The 25,833-nt window shown below is 62.8% G+C and carries 25 protein-coding genes; 9 read left to right on the top strand and 16 right to left on the bottom strand.

The genetic code is table 11. From position 1 onward, the window contains the following. Positions 1-24: 24 nt before the first annotated feature. Complete coding sequence (locus RT21_RS15460) at positions 25-567, top strand: gamma carbonic anhydrase family protein (RefSeq protein ID WP_046163424.1); 543 nt, start codon at positions 25-27, stop codon at positions 565-567. Positions 568-745: 178 nt separating this feature from the next. Here the strand turns inward: RT21_RS15460 and RT21_RS15455 are convergent, their stop codons facing one another. Further along, positions 746-946 (bottom strand): hypothetical protein, encoded by a 201-nt coding sequence (locus RT21_RS15455; RefSeq protein ID WP_046163423.1) that lies wholly within the window; start codon positions 944-946, stop codon positions 746-748. Between RT21_RS15455 and RT21_RS15450 the strand changes: the two genes are divergently transcribed. Next, on the top strand, positions 945-1,589 hold the full coding sequence (locus RT21_RS15450) for an HAD family hydrolase (protein ID WP_046163422.1): 645 nt from the start codon (positions 945-947) through the stop codon (positions 1,587-1,589). The two genes, RT21_RS15455 and RT21_RS15450, sit on opposite strands and share 2 nt — an antisense overlap. A gap of 6 nt (positions 1,590-1,595) precedes the next feature. Here RT21_RS15450 and RT21_RS15445 read toward each other — a convergent pair whose 3' ends face one another. The 5 genes from RT21_RS15445 to RT21_RS15425 form a co-directional block, all read right to left on the bottom strand. Continuing rightward, entirely contained in the window at positions 1,596-3,530 is a 1,935-nt protein-coding gene (locus tag RT21_RS15445) for a metallophosphoesterase family protein (protein ID WP_177327096.1), read from the bottom strand. A 429-nt stretch (positions 3,531-3,959) separates the two neighbouring features. Further along, positions 3,960-4,541: an RBBP9/YdeN family alpha/beta hydrolase gene (locus RT21_RS15440; RefSeq protein ID WP_046163421.1), complete on the bottom strand. Its 582-nt coding sequence runs from the start codon at positions 4,539-4,541 to the stop codon at positions 3,960-3,962. 178 nt (positions 4,542-4,719) lie between these two features. Further along, positions 4,720-5,442 (bottom strand): ferritin-like domain-containing protein, encoded by a 723-nt coding sequence (locus RT21_RS15435; protein WP_045422821.1) that lies wholly within the window; start codon positions 5,440-5,442, stop codon positions 4,720-4,722. Between the two features lie 11 nt (positions 5,443-5,453). Next, positions 5,454-6,629: a hypothetical protein gene (locus tag RT21_RS15430; RefSeq protein WP_046163420.1), complete on the bottom strand. Its 1,176-nt coding sequence runs from the start codon at positions 6,627-6,629 to the stop codon at positions 5,454-5,456. 251 nt (positions 6,630-6,880) lie between these two features. After that, positions 6,881-7,939 (bottom strand): aminopeptidase, encoded by a 1,059-nt coding sequence (locus RT21_RS15425; RefSeq protein WP_046163571.1) that lies wholly within the window; start codon positions 7,937-7,939, stop codon positions 6,881-6,883. A 124-nt stretch (positions 7,940-8,063) separates the two neighbouring features. Between RT21_RS15425 and RT21_RS15420 the strand changes: the two genes are divergently transcribed. From RT21_RS15420 to RT21_RS15405, 4 genes are all read left to right on the top strand, one after another. Then, positions 8,064-8,489, top strand: a complete 426-nt coding sequence (locus RT21_RS15420) for a PA0061/PA0062 family lipoprotein (protein WP_046163419.1) — start codon at positions 8,064-8,066, stop codon at positions 8,487-8,489. 120 nt (positions 8,490-8,609) lie between these two features. Beyond that, the gene (locus RT21_RS15415; RefSeq protein WP_046163418.1) at positions 8,610-9,020 is read left to right on the top strand and encodes a PA0061/PA0062 family lipoprotein; all 411 of its coding nucleotides are present in this window, start codon (positions 8,610-8,612) and stop codon (positions 9,018-9,020) included. A 25-nt stretch (positions 9,021-9,045) separates the two neighbouring features. Then, positions 9,046-10,041, top strand: coding sequence for an LLM class flavin-dependent oxidoreductase (locus RT21_RS15410; protein ID WP_046163417.1), 996 nt, complete (start codon positions 9,046-9,048; stop codon positions 10,039-10,041). Between the two features lie 272 nt (positions 10,042-10,313). Continuing rightward, positions 10,314-11,678: a cation:proton antiporter gene (locus RT21_RS15405; protein ID WP_046163416.1), complete on the top strand. Its 1,365-nt coding sequence runs from the start codon at positions 10,314-10,316 to the stop codon at positions 11,676-11,678. Positions 11,679-11,747: 69 nt separating this feature from the next. On the opposite strand, the gene RT21_RS15400 is transcribed toward RT21_RS15405, so the two are convergent. The 6 genes from RT21_RS15400 to RT21_RS15375 all read right to left on the bottom strand — a co-directional run bounded on the left by RT21_RS15400 (position 11,748) and on the right by RT21_RS15375 (position 17,901). Next, positions 11,748-11,963 carry a dodecin gene (locus tag RT21_RS15400; RefSeq protein ID WP_045422835.1) on the bottom strand — a complete coding sequence of 72 codons (216 nt, stop codon included), beginning with the start codon at positions 11,961-11,963 and terminating at the stop codon, positions 11,748-11,750. Between the two features lie 346 nt (positions 11,964-12,309). After that, a complete protein-coding gene (locus tag RT21_RS15395) occupies positions 12,310-12,525 on the bottom strand; it encodes a KTSC domain-containing protein (protein WP_046163415.1) in 216 nt (71 codons plus the stop codon). Next, positions 12,522-14,321, bottom strand: coding sequence for an ABC transporter ATP-binding protein (locus RT21_RS15390; protein WP_046163414.1), 1,800 nt, complete (start codon positions 14,319-14,321; stop codon positions 12,522-12,524). The genes RT21_RS15395 and RT21_RS15390 overlap by 4 nt, the downstream gene beginning before the upstream one ends. Continuing rightward, the gene (locus RT21_RS15385; protein WP_046163413.1) at positions 14,318-15,472 is read right to left on the bottom strand and encodes a glycoside hydrolase family 1 protein; all 1,155 of its coding nucleotides are present in this window, start codon (positions 15,470-15,472) and stop codon (positions 14,318-14,320) included. The genes RT21_RS15390 and RT21_RS15385 overlap by 4 nt, the downstream gene beginning before the upstream one ends. Before the next feature lie 15 nt (positions 15,473-15,487). Next, positions 15,488-16,729: a UDP-galactopyranose mutase gene (gene glf / locus RT21_RS15380; RefSeq protein WP_046163412.1), complete on the bottom strand. Its 1,242-nt coding sequence runs from the start codon at positions 16,727-16,729 to the stop codon at positions 15,488-15,490. Further along, the gene (locus tag RT21_RS15375; protein WP_046163411.1) at positions 16,717-17,901 is read right to left on the bottom strand and encodes a glycosyltransferase family 1 protein; all 1,185 of its coding nucleotides are present in this window, start codon (positions 17,899-17,901) and stop codon (positions 16,717-16,719) included. The genes glf and RT21_RS15375 overlap by 13 nt, the downstream gene beginning before the upstream one ends. A 407-nt stretch (positions 17,902-18,308) precedes the next feature. On the opposite strand from RT21_RS15375, the gene galE reads away from it, so the two are divergent. Then, entirely contained in the window at positions 18,309-19,379 is a 1,071-nt protein-coding gene (gene galE, locus RT21_RS15370; RefSeq protein ID WP_046163410.1) for a UDP-glucose 4-epimerase GalE, read from the top strand. A 31-nt stretch (positions 19,380-19,410) separates the two neighbouring features. On the opposite strand, the gene RT21_RS15365 is transcribed toward galE, so the two are convergent. The 4 genes from RT21_RS15365 to RT21_RS15350 all read right to left on the bottom strand — a co-directional run bounded on the left by RT21_RS15365 (position 19,411) and on the right by RT21_RS15350 (position 23,373). Beyond that, positions 19,411-20,802, bottom strand: a complete 1,392-nt coding sequence (locus RT21_RS15365) for a S8 family peptidase (RefSeq protein WP_046163409.1) — start codon at positions 20,800-20,802, stop codon at positions 19,411-19,413. Between the two features lie 239 nt (positions 20,803-21,041). After that, on the bottom strand, positions 21,042-21,704 hold the full coding sequence (locus tag RT21_RS15360) for a NirD/YgiW/YdeI family stress tolerance protein (protein ID WP_046163408.1): 663 nt from the start codon (positions 21,702-21,704) through the stop codon (positions 21,042-21,044). A gap of 141 nt (positions 21,705-21,845) precedes the next feature. Beyond that, the gene (locus RT21_RS15355; RefSeq protein ID WP_046163407.1) at positions 21,846-22,175 is read right to left on the bottom strand and encodes a hypothetical protein; all 330 of its coding nucleotides are present in this window, start codon (positions 22,173-22,175) and stop codon (positions 21,846-21,848) included. Between the two features lie 313 nt (positions 22,176-22,488). Continuing rightward, a complete protein-coding gene (locus RT21_RS15350) occupies positions 22,489-23,373 on the bottom strand; it encodes a LysR family transcriptional regulator (RefSeq protein WP_046163406.1) in 885 nt (294 codons plus the stop codon). A gap of 132 nt (positions 23,374-23,505) precedes the next feature. Between RT21_RS15350 and trpB the strand changes: the two genes are divergently transcribed. Together trpB and trpA are read left to right on the top strand one after the other, a co-directional pair. Continuing rightward, positions 23,506-24,717 carry a tryptophan synthase subunit beta gene (gene trpB, locus RT21_RS15345; protein WP_177327095.1) on the top strand — a complete coding sequence of 404 codons (1,212 nt, stop codon included), beginning with the start codon at positions 23,506-23,508 and terminating at the stop codon, positions 24,715-24,717. Beyond that, positions 24,714-25,523 carry a tryptophan synthase subunit alpha gene (trpA, locus tag RT21_RS15340; RefSeq protein ID WP_046163404.1) on the top strand — a complete coding sequence of 270 codons (810 nt, stop codon included), beginning with the start codon at positions 24,714-24,716 and terminating at the stop codon, positions 25,521-25,523. Before trpB ends, trpA begins: the two co-directional genes overlap by 4 nt. The last annotated feature ends 310 nt before the right edge of the window (positions 25,524-25,833 follow it).

Raw genomic sequence — 25,833 nt, 5'->3', positions numbered from 1 at the left:
ATCTTCGAGCTAAAGGAGCAATTCATGAGCATCCGAACCTACCAGGGCCACACGCCCATCTTGGGCGAGCGTGTCTTCGTCGACCCCAGCGCGGTGCTTATCGGCGATATCGAGATCGGCGCGGACAGTTCGGTCTGGCCACTCACCGTGATCCGCGGCGATATGCACCGCATCCGCATCGGCCAAAGTAGCAGCATCCAGGATGGCAGCGTCCTGCACATCACCCACGCCGGCCCCTTCAACCCGGACGGCTTCCCGCTGACCATCGGTGATGAGGTGACGGTCGGGCACAAGGTCACCCTGCATGGCTGCACCCTGGGCAGCCGCATCCTGGTGGGGATGGGTTCGATCGTGATGGATGGCGCGGTGGTCGAGGACGAGGTGATCATTGGCGCTGGCAGCCTGGTGCCGCCGGGCAAGACCCTGCAGAGCGGCTACCTCTACGTCGGCAGCCCGGCGAAACAAGCCCGCCCGCTGACCGACAAGGAGCGCAGCTTCTTCAGCTATACCGCGGGTAATTACGTGAAACTGAAGGATCAGCATCTGGAGCAGGCGTACGCTGACTGATGTGTTCGTAGCGGATCGCCAGCAAGCTGGCTCCTACGAAAAGCAGTGCCATGCTCACGCGTCTGTTCAAGGCCCTGCGACTCTGGCGCGGTTGCTGATCCAATCCGGGATCGAATTCCAGATTTCGCAGAGGATTGGTGATCCGTAGGAGCCAGCTTGCTGGCGATCATGGCGAGGTTCAAGGAAACATCCCGCCAGACGCCTTGAGGCGCTGTCCGCTGATCCATTGCGCCGAGCCCACGCTTGCCGGTTGCCAGTTGCCAGTTGCCAGTTGCCAGTTGCCAGTTGCCAGTTGCCGAGATTGCCAGGGCTCGGGTTTGCCGGCCGCGCGCCGAGTGCGGGACAATCGGCGGCCACCTAGCAGCGGGCTCGACTTCATGCATCATTCGACCATCCTCTTCGACCTCGACGGCACCCTTACCGATCCGCGTGAGGGCATCACCCGCTCGATCCAGCATGCGCTGGCCAAGCTCGGCATCGACGAGCCGGATTTGACCAGGCTCGAGCCCTTCATCGGGCCGCCGCTGCTGCAAGCCTTCATGGAGTTCTATGGCTTCGACGAAGCGCGCGCCTGGGAAGCGGTGGGCCATTACCGCGAGCGGTTCAAGACGGTCGGCCTGTACGAGAACCTGCTATTCGACGGCGTATTGGAGATGCTCGAGCACCTGCGCGGTCAGGGTCGGACGCTCTATGTCGCGACCTCGAAACCCTCGGTGTTCGCCCGCGAGATCGCTCGGCATTTCGCCTTCGATCATCATTTCAAGGTCATCTACGGCAGTGAGCTGGACGGCACCCGCACAAACAAGGTCGAGCTGATTGCCCACCTGATCACCGAAGAAAGGCTCGATCCCGAACACACCTTGATGATCGGCGACCGCAAGCACGACCTGATCGGCGCACACCGCAACGGCTTGCAGGCGGTCGGCGTGGGCTACGGCTTTGGCAGCCACGCCGAGCTGATGGCCGAGTCGCCGGCCTACTACTACGCGACCCTGCCAGCGTTGCGGGCCGCGTTCAGCTGATTCACGCTACTCGCGTTCAGGCGCGAAGGTCACCGGGGGCGAGCCGTCGGCGTTGATCTGCTCCACCCGTGCCGGGCGACCTTCGGCATCCAGGCGGACGCGCCCGATCCCCGAGCCGTTCCACAACCGCTCACCGGACTTGCTGCGGCTGGGCAGCCACGGCTGGACGCGCACGCGTCGGCGTTTGGTGAACCAGTTCAGGGGCGAGCGCGGTGAATACAACCAGCGATTGAGGCGATCGAACAGGTCCAACAGACGGCGTGGAAATTCGTTCTTCACGCCGCTGCTGGTGATCTGCCAGATCTTCGGCCCTTCCGCCCGGCCGCGTACATGCACCTCGTAGGCGAAGGAGTAATGCACATCACCGGAGAGAACAACGTAGTTGCCCGGCGTGCGGGTGTGACGAAAGATGTTGAGCATGACCTGGGCGGCGCCGCGGTGCGCCATCCAGTTTTCCGCATCGACCAACAATGACAGCCCGGCCCAGCTGAACACGCGCTGCACGGTTTCGATCAGCTTCACCCCGAACATCGGCGCCGGCGAGACGATGACCACCGAGCGATGATCGAGGATGTGCTGTTGCAGATCGGTGAGCGCCTCCCAATCCATCAGGCCCGAAGGCCGACTCAGGTTGCGCTCGTTGCGCCAGCGGCGGGTGCGGGTGTCGAGCACCACCAGCGCCGGTTCGCTGGCGATGACATAGCCCCAATCACCGCGCTGCAACACCTCGTCCACCACTTGATCATGCAGCGCACAGTCGAGCTGGCCGTCCTCGCCGCTTGCCAACAATGCCTCGACCGTCTGCAACGACGTGACACAGGCATCCGGCGCATTGCCCCAGGCCTGGCACAGCAAATAACCCAGCAGCGCATTACCGATGATGCGTCGTGAGAAGGGATGGCCGTAGGCGGTCTCCTCCCAGCGCGCACTGAGGTTCCAGTCATCGGTGATGTCGTGGTCGTCGAAGATCATCAGCGACGGCAGATGTGCCAGTCCGCGTGCCACCTGCGGCAACCCCTGGCGGAACGCGTCGATGCACTCGGCTTCGCGGGCGTAACGCTGGGCCATATCCTCGTCCAGCGGCGGCGCCTGTAGCTCGATCAGCGTCCAGGGCACCGGTGACCAGACCAGCAGGTACATGGCCAGGACTTCGCCCAGCGTCACCAGATGGTTATGCGCGCTGGAGGTGGTGAATACCGGTTTCTCGACACCACCAAAGAAGCGCTCGCGCAGCGCCTCGTTGGACTGGAACGCCGGCAACAGCTGCTCGCGCTGATAATAAGTGGCCGGATGCGTCATCAGCTCATCGCTGTTGGCCACGGTCGCGCCCTCCAGGCATTCGCCGTATAGGCCGAGCCGGCGGATCAGCGCATGGATGGCGACCAGCATTGGGCCCGCCACATCATCGGCGTACACCTGATCTCCGGTCATCAGCAGCGCGGCCGGCCAGCGCTCGGGCGCGTGGCGTACATCCTTGATCAGCGAATCGACGGTCACCAGCCCATCCGAAGACGCGTGATGGGGCTTGCGACAGGAGCCGTGCAGTAGATCGTCATAGCGCGAGCGGACGACGAAGGCCGGCCGGTCGCAGCCTTCGTGGATCAGGTGCGGCGCCCATTGAGCGATGCCCTGCTCGACGCCCTGTCCGCTGATTAGCAGGTCGTATTCGATCAGTCGGTCGACCGGCAGCGGCGTATCGAGGTGGACATCAATCAGATGCAGCCAGGCCGAGGTGCCGATGCGCAGCCGACGGCAGGCCTCCCCTTCCAACGCCAGCAAACGCGACGCGTCACCTTCGGGCTGCAGCATCAGGCGCAATGACAGGGGCTCGCGGGCCACCAGCCAGAGCACCAGCCGCCCCGCGTCGAGCCGGCGCAGCATGGGCCCGGCAAGCACAAGGGGAAGGGATGCAGCGGTGTCGGATGGTGCGGAGCTGGGCATGCAACTGCTCAATGGCGGCGGTGGAGCATGAGAGTGTAACGAATGACGCCGGTTCGCCCTGGATTGAGGTCGAGTCGCTCGCTGGTGAGGCTGAGCCTTTGTAGGGGAATCGCGCTTCACCGGTCCGCCGAGCAGAGGCCAACGGTGGATGAAAAACGTCATCCACCCTACGGTCGAGCTGCTCGATGTGAGGCTCAGCCTTTGTGGGGTGAATCGCGCTTCACCGATCCACCGAGCAGAGGCCAACGGTGGATGAATAAAGCGTCATCTGCCCTTCGGGCTTTGCCAGCGCTGGGTTGCTCCCGTGCAAGTGGTGGGCTAAAGCCCACCCTACTTGCTGAGGCTTGGGGTCGTAGGGTGGATCACGCTTCTTCGATCCACCGAGCAATGGCCAGGTGGATGAGAAGAGTTCCACCTATCTGGGTACCATCAAGCGCGCCGTTGCGCCTGCTCGCTGATCAGCGATTGCAGACGATGGAGAAAGGCCAGCCCTTCCTCCCAGCGATGATGACCAGACTCCACGTTGATATGCCCTACCCCACTGAGCACGGTCACTTCGCTGCCCCAGGCTTCACCCATGACCCGCGCCCGGTCGGCGCTGGCGGCGGGATCGTTGTCGGACCCCACCAGCACGCTGGGAAATGGCAACGGCACCAGGGGCAGCGGAGCGAAGTTGCGCAGTGGCTCAGGGCACCCCGGTCGCTCCACATCCGCAGGCGCGACCAGCAATACACCCTCAACGCACCGCAACGCCTCGGGCGACGCCTGCGCCACCCAGTGCGCGACGGTGGGACAGCCGAGGCTGTGCGCGATCAGCACCACCGGCGCTGATGCCGCGACGATTCCGCGATGCAGTTCGGTCACCCAGTCGGGACGTTGCGGCTGCATCCAGTCGGCCTGCTCGATGCGCCGACTGTTGGGCAGGATGCGCTGCCAGTGGCTCTGCCAATGGTCGTCAGGCGAGCCATGCCAGCCGGGCACGATCAGATAGTGGAACGCTCCGCGCCGCATAGGATGGCCTCTCGATGGTCGCTGAGCGGCGAGTCTATCGCCCACAGAATCTTCACTATAAAGAATAAGAATTCATTTGCTTATGCACTAAACAATGCATCGGAAGTGCCCGAGTAACGCTGCGCCCAAAAAAAAGACGCGCCCTAAGGCGCGCCAAGGTTTGAAGCGCACGCAGTACTCATTGCACCTGGCTGAGCAGGTCCTTGCGCAGGAGCGACTTGATCTTCACCACATGGTCGTCTTCCTGCGCCTTGGCCTTATGAAAGCCCTTGGCGATGCGCGGGTGACCACCGGCCTCGGCCAGCTCGATCAGCAGCTCCCAGGCGGCGTTGTCCTCAAGCTCCAGCGTCAGCAAGGCATTGATGCCCTGGGCAACGTTCGTCCGCGGGTCGGTCAGCACCTGCATCACGCCCATGGACTTGACGCCGACGATGTCGGCACAGGGCGTCTGCGCAGTCGGGTCGGCACCCAGGGTTTCGATCGCTTCCGCGACCATGTTCATGTGCTCGAACTCTTCGTCACGGATGTGCTGCAGCACTTGGACCAGGTCCGATTGGGCGGTTTCGAGTCCCTTGGCCTTGGCGATCATGGCGTCATACATGCGCACGCCGCTGCGCTCGAAGGCCAGACGCTCGCCGAGCTTGTCGACCAGCAGCTCCGGGCTCTTGCCCAGCGCCATGTCGAAGGTGGATTTGAGCATGCCTTTGGCCGAACCCGGGACCGGCACCGAGCCGATGCGATCGGCTTCCTCGGCGCGGGTCGTGCGTTCGAGCATCATGCCCTTGGAATCGCCCGGGACGTCCGGGTGGATCTCGTTGACGGCATCGAGCAGGCGCTTGGTGTCCTTCGGGGACATCTGCACGCCGGTGAAATTGGTGCCCAGTTTTGCTGAAGTTGCCATGTCTGTTCTCCTCAGGAAGCCTTGCGCATCTGCATGAGTTCACCGCCCGGTGCCCATTGGTAACCGGCCGACACGATGTTCGAGGCGATGCCTTCGGAATTGAGCTGGGCCCGATAATCCAGGGAGTTCTGCGGCTCCTGGCTCTTGTCGACGTACTGGGTGCCGCTGGTGCGCAGGTTGACCTCGGCGGCAAGCACCTGGCGCACAAACTCACGCTGGCTCTTGAACTCGATCATCTTCGGCAACGGGCCGCCGAGAATCTCCGCCGGATCGCGACGCTCGATGTTCTTGAAGTGCTCGCAGGCGATGTTCAGGTGGCCAAGCTCGTAATCGAGGAAGCGCTCCCACATGGCCTTGATGCGCGGGTTGGTTTCCTGCTCGGCACAGCTGGCATAGGCATAAACCTCCATCGCCTCGTGGACCAGCCACTTCTCCATGAAGGATTCCTGGGGGTCGGCCAACGATCCGTACTGGGTGACGTGCTGCTCTTCGACCGACGCAATTTCGGCATACAGCTGACGCGCCAGCGGGTCGGCGAACAGCGGGCCGATGTTCATGTAGTAGTCGTGGGTCTGGTACTCAGCCGCGGTGATCATGGCCGCGTGAATCTTGGTGATGAGATCTGCCTGCTCCTTGGCATAGCTTTCGCGCAGATCGTTGTCCGGATGACGGTGGTGCTCGGAGGTCTGCCGGCCTGGGACGATGTCGGTATAGCCCTGCAGGATATTGTTTGCGTCCTTGCCTTCGAGGCGGTCGAGCATGGCCGAGTAGCGATACAGGTGGTCGAAGTCTTCCAGCAGGCCGAAGCGGTAAGTCTGCGCCTGGTAGGGGTCTGGCTCGGTCTGGGCGACGGCCGCGGTCACTTCGATGGCGACCTGCTCGTAGGCGACGGTGGTTTCCAGCGGCGAATGGTCGGCGGAGATCAGCCAGTTGACCATGGTCGCCTGGTGTTGCTCGACTCGGCGGATCTCGGCGAGCGGGCCGCGCAGCTGGCCAGTGATACGGGCGATGCCGTGCTTGAGGCGCAACGCATCGGTTTCGATCCCGTTCATCAGGATGATGCGCACCCGGGTGAAGGCGTCATCGTCGAGCTTGCTGATGGGCTTGCCCGCCATTTCCTTCCAGGTGAACTTCTGCTTATCGAGCGGCGTGCCCTTGTTGTCGAGAATGCCGGTTAGGTTGTCCATGGAGCCTCCGTTTGAACGGCTTGTATTGGTTCGGCGTACGAATCCGTACGGCCTAATCACGGGTCAGCTGAGCTGACGGCTTAAAAAAGGGACGGAGGCAAGCGGAAAAGAATTCCGTAGAACGTGAAGCGAACATGCAAAGAGTCGACAAGCGGCAGCAGTCAACCCCTTCGAACAGGCTCAGATGCAGCGAAGCGCAATTGGTCCCGAAACCTTGCCGCATCGGCGTTCAAGCGAAGCGGCAAGGCGTCTCAGCGAAGAGCTTCCAACTGACGCTTCCGCTCGTCGGCGGGCAATCGGCCCAAGGCAGCGACTTGGGCATGAAAACGCGGCCAATCGCCGCCGACCTGCTCGAACAACGCAGCGAAGGCAGACACCCATTGATCGTAGAGGCCGAAGGGAACCAGGCTGGCATTGTTCAGTGGCTGGGCAATCCAGCGATCGAAACGATCATCGCCGTTCCACGGCCCGTCTCTCAGCCGCCGATAGGCCTGTCGCATGCGCATGAATTCGGCGGCCTTGGCAGCACGCATTTCCGGTTCGCTCAAACCGGATGCATAGAGCGCAGCCAAGCGCTCGCGGGTCGCCAGCGCCAGCCGGCTGAGGTCGGCGTATTGATCCCGCAGCGCATCGCTGGACGGCGGCAGCCCACGACTGGCGCGCCACTGCCGCAGCCCTTCCCGCTCGACAAAGGAGGCGTAGGATTCGTTGAATGCCGTATCGTCAGTGACATACAGCCGCTGATGCGCCAACTCGTGGAAAATCAGCCCGGCCAGCCGATCGTCGTCCCAGCGCAGCATCGAGCTGAGCAGCGGATCGTCGAACCAGCCCAGGGTCGAATAAGCCGGCACGCCGGCCACCAACGTGTCGTAGCCCTCGGCTTGCAGCAGTGCCGCAGCGCCGCGGGCGCGGCCCTGCTGGTAGTAGCCGCGATAACCCACACAACCGGCTATCGGAAAGCACTGGGTCTGCTGCGCCACGGAAAACTCCTCAGCAACGAACAGATTCCACATCACATAAGGCCGCTGGAGCTCGGCGTAGACCCGATAACTGCGATTGTCCGGCAGTGCCAAGGCACGGCTCGCGAAGCCTCTGGCCTGCAGGGCCAGGGTCAGTCGTTGGCGCAACAGCGGATCGCTTTGCGGGTTGTCGATGATCGCTGCAATGGGCTCACGCTGCCGCAGCAATTCGAGCTGGCCGACCGCCAGTTGCCCGTAGTAACTGCTGCAACCGCTCAGACCAACCGCCATCAGCAGGGGAACCCAGCGCCGCTTGCGGTTGTCGACTGCGGCGATTTTCGACTTCGACATGAACAAACGCTTACCGGCTAAATGCCCCACGGGGCGATGCGCGGAGCCTACAACGAAGTCCACCCAAACACCGAACACGCCGGTGCCAAACAGCCAGGCCGACACCGATCGGAGACCCAGTTTCATGCGAATCCTGATGCTTGCTCTTGCGCTATCCAGTCTGGGCGGTTGCGCCATGTGGATGCCCAAACCGGACCCGAACCAAGCCTGGGTCGACCTCGCACCGCACGGGGAGACCGAACTGGTAGCCGTGGCGGTCGATGACAAGCCGCTCGACGACAGTCGCTATTTTCAGGTCGAGCCGGGCAGCCATCAGCTGGGCATGCGCTATCGCTTCGAAGTCGGCCCGGCCGACGTAGGTCGCGACAGCGAAGCGCTGGCACGCGACTGCCGCCTGACCCTGAGCTATGACAGCTTCAATGCCGGGGCCCGCTATCGGCTGGAGGCTGGCGGCTACGGCTTCCGTCCCTGGGCCAAACTTTACGACCAGCATGACCGCGTGCTGGCCAAGGCCACTGAGCGTGGCTGCGGCGGGGTCGCTACCCGCTAGCGTTCTGTTGTGAACCGTTCTGTTGCGGTGCAGTCGTTGAAAAAGAGCACTATCTGGCTCAGGCTCATTGGCTGACCGCGACAGCAGACGCTGATCCTGCGGTTATCCGGAGGATTCACCATGCGTCTGTTATTGGCTCCATTGCTGGCGCTCGGCCTGACCGGCTGTGCCGGCCCCCTGCCCGCACCCGACCCGAACATGGCCTGGGTCGAGCTGACCGCTCAACCCAGTGACATTTTCATGTCCGACCAGCTGGACGGTGAGCGCACACCCGATGGGCGCTATTTCCAGGTCAGCCCCGGTGCGCATGAACTCGAAGCGCGCTACGAATTCGAAATCAGCAGTGGCGGCTTTGGCGATTTTGGCGACACCCAATACCTGCGCTGCACCATGGTGATCAACTACGACGATTTCCAGCCCGGTCGGCGTTACCTATTCCAGGCCCGCTCGCTGGGCTTCACCCCACAAGGCTGGCTGCGCGACGAAGACCACAACGTCCTGGCGCGCGCCGAGGCCGAGCACTGCTACTGAGCAGCCGTCAGCAAAGAGGTAGACGATGTCCCGTATCGAACACACCCGTTTCTCCACCCTGGACCTGGCGCCGATCCGAGATGACGGCGACGCCGGCCTGGCCCTGCGCAACTCGTTGGCCCTGGCGCAGCATGTCGAGAAGCTTGGCTTCGAGCGCTTCTGGGTCGCCGAGCACCACAACATGGATGGCATCGCCAGTGCCGCCACCTCGGTGCTGATCGGTTATCTGGCATCCGGCACCTCGCGGATTCGCCTGGGCGCGGGCGGCGTCATGCTGCCCAACCACGCGCCGCTGGTGGTGGCTGAACAGTTCGGCACGCTGGACGCGCTCTACCCGGGGCGGATCGAGCTGGGCCTGGGACGCGCACCGGGCGCCGATCAGTTCACCGCCCATGCCTTGCGCCGCGACCGCATGGGCAGCGCCGATGACTTCCCGGCGGACTTGGAAGAACTGCAGCTGCTGCTTGGTCCGCGCCAGCCCAACCAACGCGTCATCGCCATGCCCGGCATGGGCAGCAATGTCCCGATCTGGCTGCTCGGCTCGAGCCTGTTCAGCGCTCAGCTGGCTGCTGCCAAAGGCCTGCCCTACGCCTTCGCTTCGCATTTCGCGCCGCGTTATATGCACGACGCGATTCGCCTGTACCGCGAGAACTTCCGCCCCTCCGAGGTGCTGGACAAGCCGTACGTCATGCTCGGCGTGCCGCTGATGGCGGCCGACACCAACGAGCAAGCCGAGTATTTGGCGACCACCGCCTATCAGCGCATCCTCGCGCTGATCCGTGGCCAAAGCCTGGTGCTGGTGCCGCCGGTGACGAGCATGCAGGGCAAATGGCTGCCCCACGAGCAGGACGCCGTCGGCAGCTTCCTCGGCATGGCCCTGATTGGTGGTCCGGAAAAGATCCGCGCTCGCCTGGACGTCTTGCTCGAGCAGACTCAGGCCGACGAGCTGATCTTCACCTGCGACCTTTACGAAACCGCCGACCGCCACCGCGCCTTCGAGATCCTCGCCGAGCTACGTTGATCAGCAAAATGCATCGGGGCGACACCTAGCGCCCCGTCGCACCAGCGCAACCTGTGAAAGGGCCACTCGACAGCAGGCCCGTGCGGGTGACTCGCAAACAACACCTCCCACCGCGACGGGCCTTCCACGAGGCCGGCAAGGCGAGCGCCGCGTCTGCATTGGACGCGCTGGCGTTCCGCTCGACGAACGCGGCTGAACCCCATCCAATCGCGCCGATCAAAACAGCAGCCCATGCGTACTTCGGCGCGTCACGCTTGTTTGCGGAAGACTGAATGAATTTTCTTGAATGGATGGCCGTGCTCGGCATCCTGCTGTTGATCCTCGCCCTGGCATCGGCCTACCTGCGCTGGCTGCCTGTCACCACGTCACTGATCTACCTGGGCTTCGGCCTGCTCATCGGCCAGCTCGGCGTCGGTTTGTGGGAGATGGAGTTCATGCACATCGCCAGCTGGATGGAGCACCTCACCGAGATCGCGGTGCTGGTGTCACTGTTTGTCAGCGGCCTCAAACTGCGGATGCCGCTGCATCACCGGGCATGGCGAAGCGCGTACATACTCGCAGGCCCGGTGATGCTCGCCTGCATCGCGGGCGTCGCCGCGCTCTGCCATTACCTGCTCGGGCTCAGCTGGGGTCTCTCGGTGTTGATCGGCGCCATCCTCGCCCCCACCGATCCGGTGCTCGCCAGCCTGGTACAGGTAAACAATTCCCGCGACAGCGATCACGTCCGCTACGGCCTGTCCGGCGAAGCCGGCTTCAACGATGGCACCGCCTTCCCGTTCGTCGTGTTCGGCCTGCTGCTGATCGAGCAGGAAACCCTGGCTAGCGGCTGGGTGAGCGAGTGGGCGCTGCATCGGCTGGTTTGGGCCGTACCGGCTGGCCTGGGGTTTGGTTATCTGCTCGGCAGGCTTATAGGCAAGCTGGCGATCTTTCTGCGCGCCCGCCACGCCGATACATCCATGTCGCCGAACGATTCGCTGGCACTTGCGCTGATCGCACTGGCCTACGTCGGCGCCGAGCTGATCGGCGCCTGGGGCTTCCTCGCGGTATTCGCCGCCGGCCTGGGGTTGCGCCATGCGGAGAAGGACGCAGCAGAGGAATCAGATACGCCATCCGAGGAGCTGATCGCCCACGCGGTGCCGCACTTGGCTGAAGGCGGCCTGAGCCCGCGAGAGCTGCCGCTGGAAAATGAGAAAATCGCCGAACCCAAGGTCGCCGCAGGTGTGATGGTGGGTGACATCCTGACCTTTGGCGGCCAGCTGGAGCGCAGCCTGGAAGTGCTACTGGTGACGATTCTTGGTGTGTTGGTCTCGGTGCACTGGGACTGGCGTGCGGTGCCCCTGGCGCTGGCGCTGTTCGTGGTGATCCGGCCGCTGAGCGTATGGTTGCTGATGCCAAGCCGCTACCTGGACCGTACCCAACGCCTGACCGTCGGCTGGTTTGGCATCCGAGGCATCGGCAGCTTGTACTACCTGAGCTATGCGGTCACCCACGGCCTGATGCCAGAAGAGGCCGAAGCGATCATCTCACTGGTGATTTCAGTGGTGGTGTTGAGCATCGTCCTGCACGGCTTGAGCACTCAGCCATTGCTACGACGTTACGAACGCAGCCGCGGCGAGGCGCCGACGGACCACGCCTGACACGGCGAGGCGAGCCGGCCTCCCAGGCAGCTGGCTGGATAGCCGCTGCCGGGCCGCCTGGACGGCAGATCAGCTGTCCGCGAGACGGAAGCCGACCTTCATGGTGACCTGGAAATGGCCGACCTTGCCGTTTTCGACATGGCCGCGGATCTCGCCGACTTCGAACCACTCGACGTTCTGCAGTTTGCTGCTGGCCTCGGCGATACCGTTCTGAATCGCTTCATCAACGCTATTGCGCGAAGAACCGACGATTTCAATCTTCTTGTACGTGTGATGATCCGACATGAATAAATCCCCTTCTGGTCTGAGGAGCCTCCGCTCGGTAATGATGCGTCCTGTTCATTGAGGCCCGCGAAGGGCCTCGGAAGTTCAGCGGAGCGGTCGATCCGCCGATGGCGGCCGGCGAATCTCAGCACCCACTATCTGGATAACTCGAAGGTTATCCGTGTTGATCGACGTACAGCCGTAGGGTGGGCTTCAGCCCACCGGAACGCTCGGCCCAAGTCGGTGGGCTGAAGCCCACCCTACGAAACTCTGCAACCCACCGGCAGTAGGCTTCGTGCGTCTGTAGGAGCGAGCTTGCTCGCGATCCGCTTCCACTCGTAGCCCGAGAGGCAACACGCAGCGCAGGTTAATCGATACGCCGATAGGGATACTGCTGCGCCTTGAACACCTGATTGAAATACCGACCGAGGGAATCAGCCTCCAGCAGTGCCTGCACCACGTCGGCGGGCACCTGCTCGTAGCGATACAGCGAGCCGTTATGAAACTCAACCTCCAGCGCCTGCTCGTCCAGGTCGTAACCCAAGGCGCGCAGGCTGCTCGAATTCACCGCGACTCGCTTCATACCGCCGGATCGGGCTCGTGTTTGAAGCCCTCGGCCTGCATCCGCCAAAGCGCCTCGAAAGCACCGCCGCGGCTGCGCAGCTCCATCGGTGCGCCGTCTTCGATGATCAACCCGTTGCGCAGCACGATGATCCGATCGAAGCTCGCCAGCGTCGACAGCCGATGGGCGACGGCGACTACGGTGCGGTTGTGTACCAGATTGTTCAGCGCCGCCTGGATCTCGCCTTCCGACTGGGTATCCAGCGCTGAGGTCGCCTCGTCGAGAATCAGGATCGGTGCATCCTTGAGGAACGCCCGAGCGATACCCAGACGCTGACGCTGGCCACCGGAGAGCAGCACGCCGCGCTCGCCGACCAGGGTGTCATAGCCCTGCGGAAGCTCGCGGATGAACGCATCGCAGAAGGCCTGGCGGGCCGCTTCCTCCACTTCGCCATCGGTCGCATCAGGACGCCCGTAGCGGATGTTCTCGCGAATCGTCCGGTTGAACAGCGCCGTCTCTTGCGGCACCACCGCGATCTTCTCGCGCAGGCTGTTCTGGCTGACGGAGCGGACATCCTGACCGTCGATCAGGATGCGCCCGGCCTGTACATCGTCCAGGCGTTGCAGCAACTGAATGAGGGTCGACTTGCCCGCCCCGGACGGCCCGACCACGCCGACCTTCTGCCCAGCCGGGATATGCAAATTGAGATGCTCAAAGATTATGCCGCGCTTCGGATAGCCGAAGCTGATGTCCTCGAAGGTGATGTCCCCTTCGGCCAGCAACAGCAGGGTTTCGGAGTCTTCAAGGCCGTGCGGCTGGACGATGATGCGCAGGGTGTCGTCGATGGCACCGATCTGCTGCGTGGTGTCCACGAGCGCCAAGGCCAGATCACGCGAGCCATGCAGGATACGGAAGGTCAGCGCGCTGACCAGCACCACGTCGCCGGCGGTCACCGAGCCGTCCACCCATAAAGTGATTGCCCAGACCAGCATGCCCCCGGCCATCAGCGACAGGCAGATGTCGTGGATAACGCGGGCCTTTTCCAGATACATCCAGCTGCGTCGCTGGGCCTTGGCTTCGTAGCCGATCTCGTTGGCCAGGCGTTCCGCTTCACGGTCGCGTGCGGAGAACGCCTTGATGGTCCAGACGTTGGACACCGCATCGACCAGCTCGCCGCCAACCCGCGCCGATTGCGCGGCGAAGCGTTGATGCTTGGCGCGGCCACGAATACCGAACCCGGTGATCAGTACCGCGACGATGGCCACGAACAGGATCAGCGCAACCGCCATGCGCCAATCGACGGTCAGCAGCACCACCACCGCCCCGATGAAGTCGACGATGGGCGGCACGATCTTCCAGACCAGACCGCCATAGATCGCCCCTGCCGCCTGGCCCAGCGCCGAGATACGATTACCCAGCGAACCGGCGAAATGCTCGGTGAAATAGCGCATGGGGTGACCGGTCAGGTGCTTGAACAGGTCAACCCGGATATCCACCATGCTCGCCACGACTGTTCGGCAGCCGAGCCAGCCGCCGAGACGCCAGAACACGTTTTCAATGACGATCAGGCCGATGAACAGCCCCAGCGGAAACCAGACATCGGCGGCGCCTCGGTTGGAGCTGCCCTGCGCCATGGCGTCGACCAGCAGCTTCATGCCGTACTGCACCGCCACCGCGCAGGTCGCCGCACCGACGATCAGCAGCAGCAAGCCGCCGAAATGCCAGGGCCGCGCGCAAACGTAGTGCCACAAAAAGGCGACCGGCCGATCCGGCAGGAGCGGCACCAGTGGCGGTTTGCGCAGTGCCGGGGCGTTCATGAAAAGGCTTCAGCGATGTTCGAAACCGGACTCGAGTGGCTGAAGCGCGCCTGTTGCAGCCGCAGCTCATCGGCCAGCCCCTCATGCACACGGCGGTTTCCGGCTTCGTCCGGGAAGCCCAACAGTCCCACCGGGCAGTGACGGTCGTCGGTCCAGCCCGGGTAATCCACCACCGGGTACAGGCAGATACCTTCCACCGGCACGCCACGCTGCATCGCCAGGCCGGCCTGCTCGCTGACGTAGCGCAGCCAGTCGCCGCGCACATCGCCCTCGGCGCCGGTTTCGGCGATCACGATGGGGCGCTTGTAGCGCTGCGCGATCTCGCTGAGGATGCCTTTGAAAGGTCGATAGTCTGGGCTGTCCCGGCCGATGGTATTACCTGCGCCGTGATACCACTGGTTGTCGGGGTAATAGTTCACGCCGAGCAGATCAAGGTATTCCGGCGCGCCGCCGAGACCCGGCCAGAGCTCACCGCTGAGCATGTCCCAGGCCTCGAACTGCGATTGGCGGTAGCGCTCGGCCTCGCGCTGCGGGCCGGGCCGATCATTCGGCGCAACCACGTGGATTGCGGGATCGACCTGAACGAAGCGCGCCCGCGGTTCAATCTCGCGGATAGCCTGCATCGCGGCGATGGTGGCGCGCACCAGCTGATGCTTGAGCTCAAAGCCACGGCCGCGTGCCATCGGGTTGAAGTAGGCCTCGTCGCCGCCAGCCCAGGCCCAGAACGAGATCTCGTTCAGCGGTGCGTAGAACGGCACCGCATCGGTCTCGTCCTTGATCAACTGCGCTGCAGCCGCGGCGTAGCGGGCGAAGCGCTCGACGAACTGCGGTCGCCAGATGTCGATGTCGTCCGGCCAGCCGTAGTGGCACAGATCCCAGATCACCTGGGTGCCCTGGCGCCGGGCCGCCTGCAGCATCGGCAGAAAGCTCGACCAATCGTAGCGGCCCGGTGACGTCTCGATCAGGTGCCAGCGCAGGCCGTCACGCACGGTGTGCAAGCCATGCCGATGCAGCACCGCGTAATCATGGGCGGCCCAGCGGTCGTGGCCGGTGGCCGCCAGCAGGTCCAGGCGGCGGCCGTCGCTGCGACGATGGTTCGAGCATTCGAAACCGCCGAGGAAAAAGCTTTTGAACAGCGTCGGCTGATGCATCCTTGTGCCTCGTCTTCAGGGAACCTGTTTGGCCAGTGAACGGCTGTGCTCTGCACTTTCGCCCGCCGCAGGGCCACGCTCGGCCTCTTCGATGCGCTTGTACAGCGCCAGCGCCTGCCCGACTACCTGATCCATGTTGTAGTACTTGTAGGTGCCGAGGCGGCCGACGAAGGTCACGCCGGGCGTCTCGTCCGCCAGCTTCTGGTAGCGCTTGTACAGCTCGGCATTCTCCGGCCGCGGAATGGGGTAATAGGGATCGCCCTCCGCCGACGGATATTCGTAGGTGACGCTGGTTTTCGGATGAACCTGCCCGGTCAGGTGCTTGTACTCGCTGATGCGCGTGTAGGGCACGTCTTCACTCGGGTAGTTGACCGTACCGACGGCCTGGAACTGTTCCTGGTCGAGCTGCTTGTGTTCGAACCTCAGCGAACGATAGGGCAGCTTGCCGAAGCGGTAGTCGAAATACTCGTCGATGGGCCCGCAAAAGATCAGGTGGTCGTACTGCACCTCATCGCGGATCTCGCGGTAGTCGGTGTTGATCATGACTTTGATGTTCGGGTGCGCGAGAATTTTCTCGAACATTTTGGTGTAGCCATGCTTGGGCATCTGCTGGAAGGTATCGGTGAAGTAGCGGTCGTCGGTGTTGGTTCGCGTCGGGATGCGCGAGGTGACCGACTTGTCCAGCTGCGACGGGTCCAGGCCCCACTGCTTTCGCGTGTAGCCGCGGAAGAACTTCTGGTACAGCTCACGGCCGATGCCGTTGATCACCACGTCCTCGCTGGTCTGGATGTCTTCCACCGGCTCGGCGCGACTGGCGAGGAAGTCGGCCGCTTCCTGTTCGGTGGTCATGTTCAGACCGTAGAGCTTGTTCAGCGTGGTCATGTTGATCGGGATCGGCACTTCCTGCCCGTCCACCTGCGCCAGTACGCGGTGCTCGTAGGGCCGCCACTCGGTGAACTGCGAAAGGTAGTCGACGATGCGCTGGGCGTTGGTGTGGAAGATGTGCGGGCCGTAGCGGTGGATCAATACGCCGGCTTCGTCGTAGTGATCGTAGGCATTGCCGCCGATATGGGGCCGCCGGTCGACCACCAGCACACGCTTGTTCAGCCCGGCAGCCAGCCGTTCGGCCAGCACGCTGCCGGCGAAACCGGCGCCGACGATCAGGTAGTCGAAGCCGCGGCGGCCATGGGATGAGCCGTCGCTGGCGCCGCCGCCTGCGTATTCGGGATTGCTGTCTCGCAGGCTCATTTCGCGCATTGCATCTTCTCCTTCATCAGCGCCCAGGTGTGGTCCCAGGACATGTCGCCGAGGATTTCGTCAGCGGTCTTCAACAAACGGTCGCGGTCTTCGGCATCGACCAGTGCCTTTTCCACAGACGCGATGAACGCATCGGGCGTGTCGGCGATGTAGACGATCTCGGTGTCGCCATAGGTGCGCACCACGTCCTTGATTGGCGTGGACACCACGGGCCGGCCGCCGGCCAGGTATTCAGGAGTCTTGGTCGGGCTGATAAAACGGGTCGACTCGTTCATCGCGAACGGCATGATGGCCACGTCCCAGCCGGCCAGGTATTTGGGCAACTCGTCGTACGTCTTGCCGCCCAGGTAGTGGATGTTGTCGCGCTGCGGCAGCTCCGCCGGATCGATCTTGACCACTGGCCCAACCAGCACGAACTGCCAGTCAGGGCGTTTTTCCGCCATGTCGGCCACCAGTTCGATATCGAAACGCTCGTCAATCACGCCGTAGAAGCCCAGCCGTGGATGAGGGATCTCGGCCTGGTCGTCGGGGTCGGCCTGAGTCCGCCGGGCCTCGGCGAAGTGCGCCACGTCGACGCTGCTGGGAAAGGCGAAGGCGTTGTCGTGCAGTTCGCGCTTGGCTTCCCAGATGCTGTAGCCACCCGTGAAGACCAGATCAGCGCGCTCGAGCAACTCACGTTCGCGCTGCACCAGCTCCGGCGGTGCGCCGCGGAATGCCGAGAGTTCGTCCATGCAGTCGTAGACGGTGAGCTTGGGCTTCAGGTGGCCGGCATAACCGAGCGCCATCGGCGTGTAGTACCAGAGCATCAGCTCATTGACGCCGAGCTTTTCCAGATAGCCGTCGAGCAAATCGCGCTGCACGCGCAGCGCTGCCTCGCCCTCGCAGCCCTGAGGCAGACGCGGAATCAGTACCTGAACACCATTTTCCTCGGGCCGTACCTCCAGCCAGGGCTGGGCGTCCTCGGTCGGGATCGGCTCTTCGGCAAACAGCACGTTGAAGTCACGGGCGAAGCGCGACATCAGGTGCTGCGGGCGTTGGTAGACGAAGCTCCAGCGCAAATGGGAAAGACACAACAAGGTCGGCACCAGCTCATCGAAGATGACTTCAGGTGGCGTCGCTTGTTTATCGGGGGATTTGCCAATTTCGTATTGGTAGGGGCCGGCCCAGCTCATGGAAACCTCGTAAAGGGTGGCAATGCCCTCCAGAGTCCCTTCTGCCGCATCGCATAGGCCTGCGCAGCCCGCGCAAAGCAAAATCTGATGGCGCTCGGTGGCAGAAACGACCAATCGGCGAGCGCTGTCCGCCGGCTATGGACGACAGCTGATGAGCCAAGGTTCCCGATGCCCTACTGCAGAGGTCGGTCATCGGGTGACTGCCGTTTCGTTGGAACTTGCTCACACCTTCCCCCGTCCCTATCACAGGACGCCTGTTTCACCCCGGCATCGGTGCTGTGTGCTTCCTGCAGTCAGTACCGCCCGATTCGCCGACTCAACCCTGGAGATGCTTGCAGCGGCCGCGCTCATACGGTCAGCCGTGCGCTCCCGTGTGCGTCAGATAATTCGGTTCATGAGGTAGAGACATGATTCTCGTCACGGGTGGTGCTGGATATATCGGGTCCCATGCGGTGCTTGAGCTCCTGCTGGCTGGCCATGAAGTGCTGGTGTTGGACGACCTCAGCAACAGTTCGAAAGTGGCACTGGATCGCGTGGAGCATCTGGCTGGCCGCACGCTGCAGTTCATCAAGGGTGACGTGCGAAACCGCTCGCTGCTCAAGGCGTTGTTTGCCTCTTACCCCATCACGGCGGTGCTGCACTTCGCCGGTCTCAAGGCCGTCGGTGAAAGTGTGCGCGAACCGCTGCGCTATTACGAAACCAACGTCAGCGGCAGCATCGCGTTGTGTCAGGCCATGGCCGAAGCCGGAGTCTTCAAGCTGGTATTCAGCTCATCGGCGACTGTCTACGGCGACTCACCCAAGATGCCGATCACCGAGAACTGCCCCACCGGCATTCCAACCAACCCCTACGGCCAATCCAAGTTGATGGCAGAGAACGTGCTGAAAGGGCTGGCCGAATCCGACCCGCGCTGGTCGATTGCACTGCTGCGCTACTTCAATCCGATTGGCGCTCACGAGTCTGGCCTTATCGGCGAAGACCCCAACGGCATCCCCAATAACCTGCTGCCTTACATGCTGCAGGTAGCGGTGGGCCGCCGTAAGCAACTGAACGTATACGGAGCGGACTACCCGACGCCGGACGGCACGGGAGTGCGGGATTACATTCACGTGGTGGATCTGGCCAAGGGGCACCTCAAGGCACTGGAGCGCCTCGACCTGGTCCGTGGTGTTTCCACGTGGAACCTCGGCACCGGCCGGGGCTACTCGGTACGCCAGATGATCACCGCGTTCGAAGAAGTGATCGGCAGACCGCTGCCCTATGTGTTCAAAGCGCGCCGACCGGGTGACGCCGCACAGTGCTGGTCGGACCCGAGCAAGGCCAGTGACGATCTGGGCTGGAAAGCGGAGCGTGACCTGCTGGTAATGCTGACCGACGCCTGGCGCTGGCAGAGCCGCAATCCGCAAGGTTATGGAACGGAGAAGTCAGCGGCCAAGGCTCCGGTGGCCGCGAACAGCAATACCGCGATGGCCAGCTGAGCACTCGCCACGCGGATGCTCAGCATGGCTCTTACGGTGCGCTGCAGTTCAGTTCAGCACGGATTTTCGAAACATCGAGCCGGCGGTTCTGCTGTACCGCCCCGGTGAGCTGCGGGTCGATCACCGCGGTGCGCAGCAGCGCCTCGCGGATCTGCGCGCTGCTGGCACAGGGGTTCAGCGAGGCATACAGCGCCGCCGCACCGGTCACGTGAGGCGTCGCCATTGAGGTGCCACTCATGTAGGCGAAGCCGGCCGCGCCAGTTGAAGTCGGCACCGTCGAAACAATGTCGACGCCCGGCGCGGCGATATGCACGTTGTTCACGCCATAGTTCGAGAAACCCGCACGACGACCGTTCTGGTCGATCGCACCCACTGAAATCACGTTGGGCAGGTTATAGCTGGCTGGGTAGCTCGGTGTGCTATCGATATTCAGCCCACTGTTGCCCGCAGCTGCGATGAACAAAATGTTCGCATTGCCGGCCGCCTGAATGGCGTCATACAACGCTTGGGAGTAACCGCCGCCGCCCCACGAGTTGTTGGTGGCGACCAGGTTGATCTTCTTCGCCAGCTTCAGTTGCGTCAGGTAGTTGATGGCCTTGACGGCTCCCGCTGTAGTACCGCCATTGGCCCCGAGGAACTTGGCGGAAATCAACTTGGCGCTCGGACAAACACCGAACACGCCAGCACCATTGTTCGCCACGGCCCCTACCGTGCCGGCGACATGCGTACCGTGATCGTCAGCCGGGCCGTCGTACACGCTGGCGTTGTTGGCAGCAAAGTCCCAGCCGTAGATGTCGTCGGCAAAACCGTTGCGGTCATTGTCCTTGCGGTCAGCGCGAGTGCCCTCGCCTGGGTTGACCCAGACGTTGGCGCGCAGATCGCCATGAGTGGTCATCACACCTTCGTCGATGATGCCCACGTGGACTTTGTTGGAGCACAGCGCGCCGGCGTTCCAGCTCGCCAGCGCACCGCTGCCATACGGGGAAGCAGGTGACGTCGTCGCGCCCTGCATGCCCCAGAGCATGTTGATGCCCGGGTCATTGGGGTTGGCCAGTTGGGTGTTGTAGATCCAGTTGGGCTCGACGTATTCGACCGCGGGATCAGCCGCCAGCTGTGCGATCAACGCGGCGTCCACCTTCTTGCCTTTACCCAGCTGCGCCCGGACCAGATCACCCTTGGCATCCTTGCGCGCTGCCTTATCGAGCAGCTTCTGGGTCGCTTTTGCGTTCCGCTTGCTAAGCGCTGCCGTCATTGCCGATTCAGATGCACCTGATTTGAATTGAACCAGCAACTCGCCTTCGACAAAGGGTCGACCGGCTTTGAGCGAAGCATCAACCGCAGGGTTGGGCTTGGCGGCTAGCTGTTCTGCTCCGGCCGCGAGCAGCGCGCACATCACGATACCGACACGCTTTTTATAGACCATCACTGTTCTCCCGAACGACTACAGACAGTCCCACGGACAGGCAACGTGGCCGCTCGGTGGGTGTTTGAACTGTATCGGCAATGATGGTGTCGATTTAGTGGCGCCGGACGAGTGGCACAACCGCTCATCGGCAACGACGGGGAGTTACGTCAGCTACCGCGGCTGGACGCTTTCCAAAAAAAACCCGCTTCGCATTAGCGAAACGGGCGAAACAGGAGATGACGCGCGTAGGTCGCGAACTAGCTGTTCTGCTCTTGCTGGCTGTCGTCGGAAATCGTGATGATCGACTTCGCGTTGAACTCACGATTGCCAAAGAAGGCAGGGTCCATTTGTCCCATGACACTGATGCGGTCGCCCTTCTCGACCTGCTGGAAACCGTCCTTGTCCAAAGGGTTATAGGACATGGTGAGGGTATTGATGGTCAGCGTGCCGTCACCCGTATCGAGGGTGAGTTCTCGATCCTTGACCGATTGCACGGTGCCCTGAATCGTGGTTTCGGCAGAGGGCACAAAGGTTGCGGTCCGCCATGGCGTTTCTTCATCGTTGGCGCTGGCGAAGAAGAAGCTGTTCAGGCCGTCGACGTAAACACTGTTGGCTTCTATCGACGTCACTTCGAATATGTCGTCATCCACATCACCATAGACCGTGACCTTGTCCCCGGCTTTCAGGGCGGTGCCTTCGGAGTACCAGTCCCAGTCGTCCATCTCGACGATGATGCTGCCCTTGCCGTAGTCCAGCATGAAGGAATCGGGCTTCACCGATTCTACCGTGCCGTTCAGGCTGATCCAGGTTCCATCGTGCTTCTGGTAAGGGCTAGGGGCATTACCCGATTCCGCTGCAAGCGGAGCAGTCGCGAATCCGGCGATAGCGGTTGCAATCAGCGTTTTCGTAATCGTGTTCATGGAAACCTCTCTTGCGATAGGTTCTTTGCAGAGCGACAGACCTAACTCCAACGCTCACGAGATACTGCTAGGCGAGCGGCCCGCACCATGAAAAGACCGCTAGTACATCAATGGCCTTTTCACGGATGCAGAGCGGATACGTCAGATATCCAGCCAGCCACCATCACCCGCGTCGTCATAGAAGGCGTTGTATTCCGTCTCGTTCCAATCGCCGCTATCGTCGGCGTCATAGGCGTCGTACAGACCTTGTCCGTACTCGTTGTTGGAGAGCATGCCGTCCTTGTCGCTGTCCCAGCTGGTGAACAAGGCGTCGTTATCGAAACCGGTGTCCCATTCGCCCATGGTGACCACGCCGGAATTGTCTTTATCCCATACGCCGAAATCGCCTACTTCCGCGAAGGCCGGAGCGCTGGCCGCCATGGCCGTTGCGAGTGCGATACCACCGAGCATTGTGTGAAGTTTGTTAGTCATCGTGCTTCTCCTCTGTGATTGATTGGAAGTCAGCACCAGAGGATGGCGCTCACATAAATACCGAGCGCCCGGGCCGTTTGTGAGTTCATGAAAATCGTGGAATCAGCCGTCGAGCGCCTTACCGATACGAATCAGGCGAAACGCCGATTGCGCTTCTGGTGCGGGTTGCGGAAAAGTTGCCGAGTGCACCCCCGAGGATGTTACGAAATCTTACGAGACGAACCGCTACGAGCGCCGCGCTAGCGTTCCACCCAGGGGTCATCGAAGCCAACAACGGCTCGATCTTTCACGTGGCACCCAGGGTGGGGCTCCATCAAACCAGCTGCTGGCGCAACCAGTCCGCCAATCGCTCAGCGCGCCGATCCGTGCGCCGTGACGGCACCCACAGCGACAGCCGCGCCCGGGTTTCGACGAATCCCCAGGGCGCCAGCAAGCGGCCCTGGCGCAAGTCATCGGCCACAAGCTGCTGCGGTGCGATGGCAACACCCAGCCCGGCCAGCGCCGCTTCCAGCAAAAAGTAGAGATGCTCGAAGCCCTGCCCCATGCGCAACATGCTGGGGTCAAGCCCATTGCCCTGGGCCCAGGCGGGCCACGCCTGCGGACGCGATGCGGTGTAGAGCAGCGCTTCGTTGAACAGCACCGACGGCGGTGCCTGGCGTAACGCCGCGCAGTTCGGATGATGCGGGCTCAGTACCGGGCCGATGCATTCGGTGGCCAGCTCGAATACCTGCATATCGGCTGGCCACGGCGGCTCGGCATAACACAGGGTGGCATCCAGCCCCGGCCGGCGTGGGTCCAGTTCGCCCTCGCTGGCGGACAGTTGCAGATGCAGATCGGGCAGCTCGCGGTTGAGCCTGTCCAGCCGCGGAATGAACCAGCGCGCCAGCAGGCTGCCCGGACAGCCGAGCACGAACGGCGCATCGGCGGTCTGCTGGCGCAGCTCGGCGCAGCTGTCCCGTAACCGCTCGAACGCCTCGCCCGCCGCGTCACGCAACCGCAGCCCCGCATCGGTGAGTTTTATGCCGCGACCTTCCTTGCTGAACAGCGCCACGCCAAGGTCGTCTTCGAGCAACCGGATCTGCCGGCTGACGGCCCCGTGCGTCACGCTGAGTTCCGCTGCCGCTTGGCTTACGCTCTGCAATCGAGCGGCCGCTTCGAAAGCGCGAAGTGCATTGAGGGGAGGAAGGGCTTGGCTCATTAGTGAGTTTTCCTGACAGGTCGAGGCGATCTTATCGCTTTTTATGCCGGCCAAAGTCGGTTAATTTTCCGCCCATCGCGCAATCCTTACTCGCGTTTGGATGGCCGCCACCCTTTTCCGCAGGAGATGACCATGACCTCATTCCGCAGCGGCCCTGATGCCAAGGGCCTGTTTGGCCACTTTGGCGGTCAGTACGTCGCCGAAACCCTGATGCCGCTCATCCATGAGCTGGCCGCCGAGTACGAAAAAGCCAAGACCGATCCGGAGTTCGCTAAAGAGCTGGCGTACTTCCAGCGCGACTACGTCGGCCGCCCTTCTCCGCTGTACTACGCCGAGCGCCTGACCGAGTTCTGCGGCGGCGCCAAGATCTACCTCAAGCGCGAAGAGCTGAATCACACCGGCGCGCACAAGATCAACAACTGCATCGGCCAGATCCTCCTGGCGCGGCGCATGGGCAAGCAGCGCATCATCGCCGAGACCGGCGCCGGCATGCACGGCGTGGCCACAGCCACCGTCGCCGCACGCTTCGGCATGCAGTGCGTGATCTACATGGGCACCACCGATATCGAGCGCCAGCAGGCCAACGTCTTCCGCATGAAGCTGCTGGGCGCCACGGTGATCCCGGTCACCGCCGGCACCGGCACCCTGAAAGACGCGATGAACGAAGCCCTGCGCGACTGGGTGACCAACATCCACGACACCTTCTACCTGATCGGCACCGTCGCCGGCCCGCACCCCTACCCGGCCATGGTTCGCGATTTCCAGTCCGTGATCGGCAAGGAAACCCGTGACCAGATGATGGCTCAAGAAGGTCGCCTGCCCGATTCGCTGGTGGCCTGCATCGGCGGCGGCTCCAACGCAATGGGCCTGTTCCACCCCTTCCTCGACGATAAAGACGTCAAGATCATCGGCGTTGAAGCAGCCGGCCACGGCATCGAATCCGGCAAGCATGCCGCCAGCCTCAACGGTGGCGTACCTGGCGTGTTGCACGGCAACCGCACCTTCCTGCTGCAGGACGACGACGGTCAGATCATCGACGCCCACTCGATTTCCGCCGGCCTCGACTACCCGGGCATCGGCCCGGAACACGCATGGTTGCATGACATCGGCCGCGTCGAATACACCTCGGTGACCGACGACGAAGCCCTGGCTGCGTTCCACAAGTGCTGCCGCCTGGAAGGCATCATCCCCGCCCTGGAAAGCGCCCACGCGCTGGCTGAAGTCTTCAAGCGCGCACCCGGCCTGCCGAAGGATCACCTGATGGTGATCAACCTCTCCGGCCGCGGCGACAAGGACATGCAGACCGTCATGCACCACTACGACGAACAGGAAGAACACATATGAGCCGTTTGCAGACGCGCTTCGAGCAGCTGAAACAGGAAAACCGCGCGGCCCTGGTGACCTTCGTCACCGGCGGCGACCCGGACTACGCCACCTCGCTGGCCATCCTCAAGGGCCTGCCGGACGCCGGCGCGGACGTCATCGAACTGGGCATGCCCTTCACTGACCCGATGGCCGACGGCCCGGCGATCCAGCTCGCGAACATCCGCGCCCTGGCGGCTAAGCAGGACCTGGCGAAAACCCTGCAGATGGTTCGCGAATTCCGCGAGGGCAACCAGACCACGCCGCTGGTGCTGATGGGCTACTTCAACCCCATCCACAAGATGGGCGTCGAGCGCTTTCTCGCCGAGGCGGTGGAAGCCGGCGTCGACGGCCTGATCATCGTCGATCTGCCACCGGAGCATAACGAAGACCTCTGCGACCCGGCCCAGGCCGCGGGCATCGACTTCATTCGCCTGACCACCCCGACCACCGACGACAAGCGCCTGCCTACCGTGCTCAACGGCAGCTCGGGATTCGTCTATTACGTGTCGGTGGCCGGCGTGACCGGTGCCGGCTCGGCCACGCTGGAACACGTCGAAGAAGCCGTAGCACGCCTCAAGCGCCACACCGATCTGCCGCTGTGCATCGGCTTCGGCATCCGCACCCCGGACCAGGCCGCTGCCATCGCCCGACTGGCCGATGGCGTGGTGGTGGGCTCGGCGCTGATCGACCAGATCGCCAATGCCGAAACCTCTGAGCAGGCCGTCAAGGGCGTACTCGGTCTGTGCCGTGAGTTGAGCGAAGGAGTGCGCGGCGCTCGCGGCTAAGCTCTCTCGCAAAACGAACTTAAAGCCGCTGCACCATGATCTGGGTAGCGGCTTTTTTGTTTCAGCAGTAAGCCATCTCCCCTGTAGGAGCCAGCTTGCTGGCGATCAAATAACGCCCTGCAGCCCCGGATCGCCAGCAAGCTGGCTCCTACAAAAGCCGCTCGGCTATCCGATGCCAACGATCCCTATCGAATCGGCTTGATCGACCTTCCGAGCCGCACCGCCTGGGCATGGGCGTTCGCTGCTGACCTGCTGACCGTTCCTCCAGGACTTACCCAAGCCGCCGCCCGGTGACCGAGCAGCGGTTCGC

This window comes from Pseudomonas sp. 10B238 (genome assembly GCF_000970615.1).
GTDB lineage: Bacteria > Pseudomonadota > Gammaproteobacteria > Pseudomonadales > Pseudomonadaceae > Stutzerimonas.
This window is presented reverse-complemented; position numbering and strand designations above follow the sequence as displayed.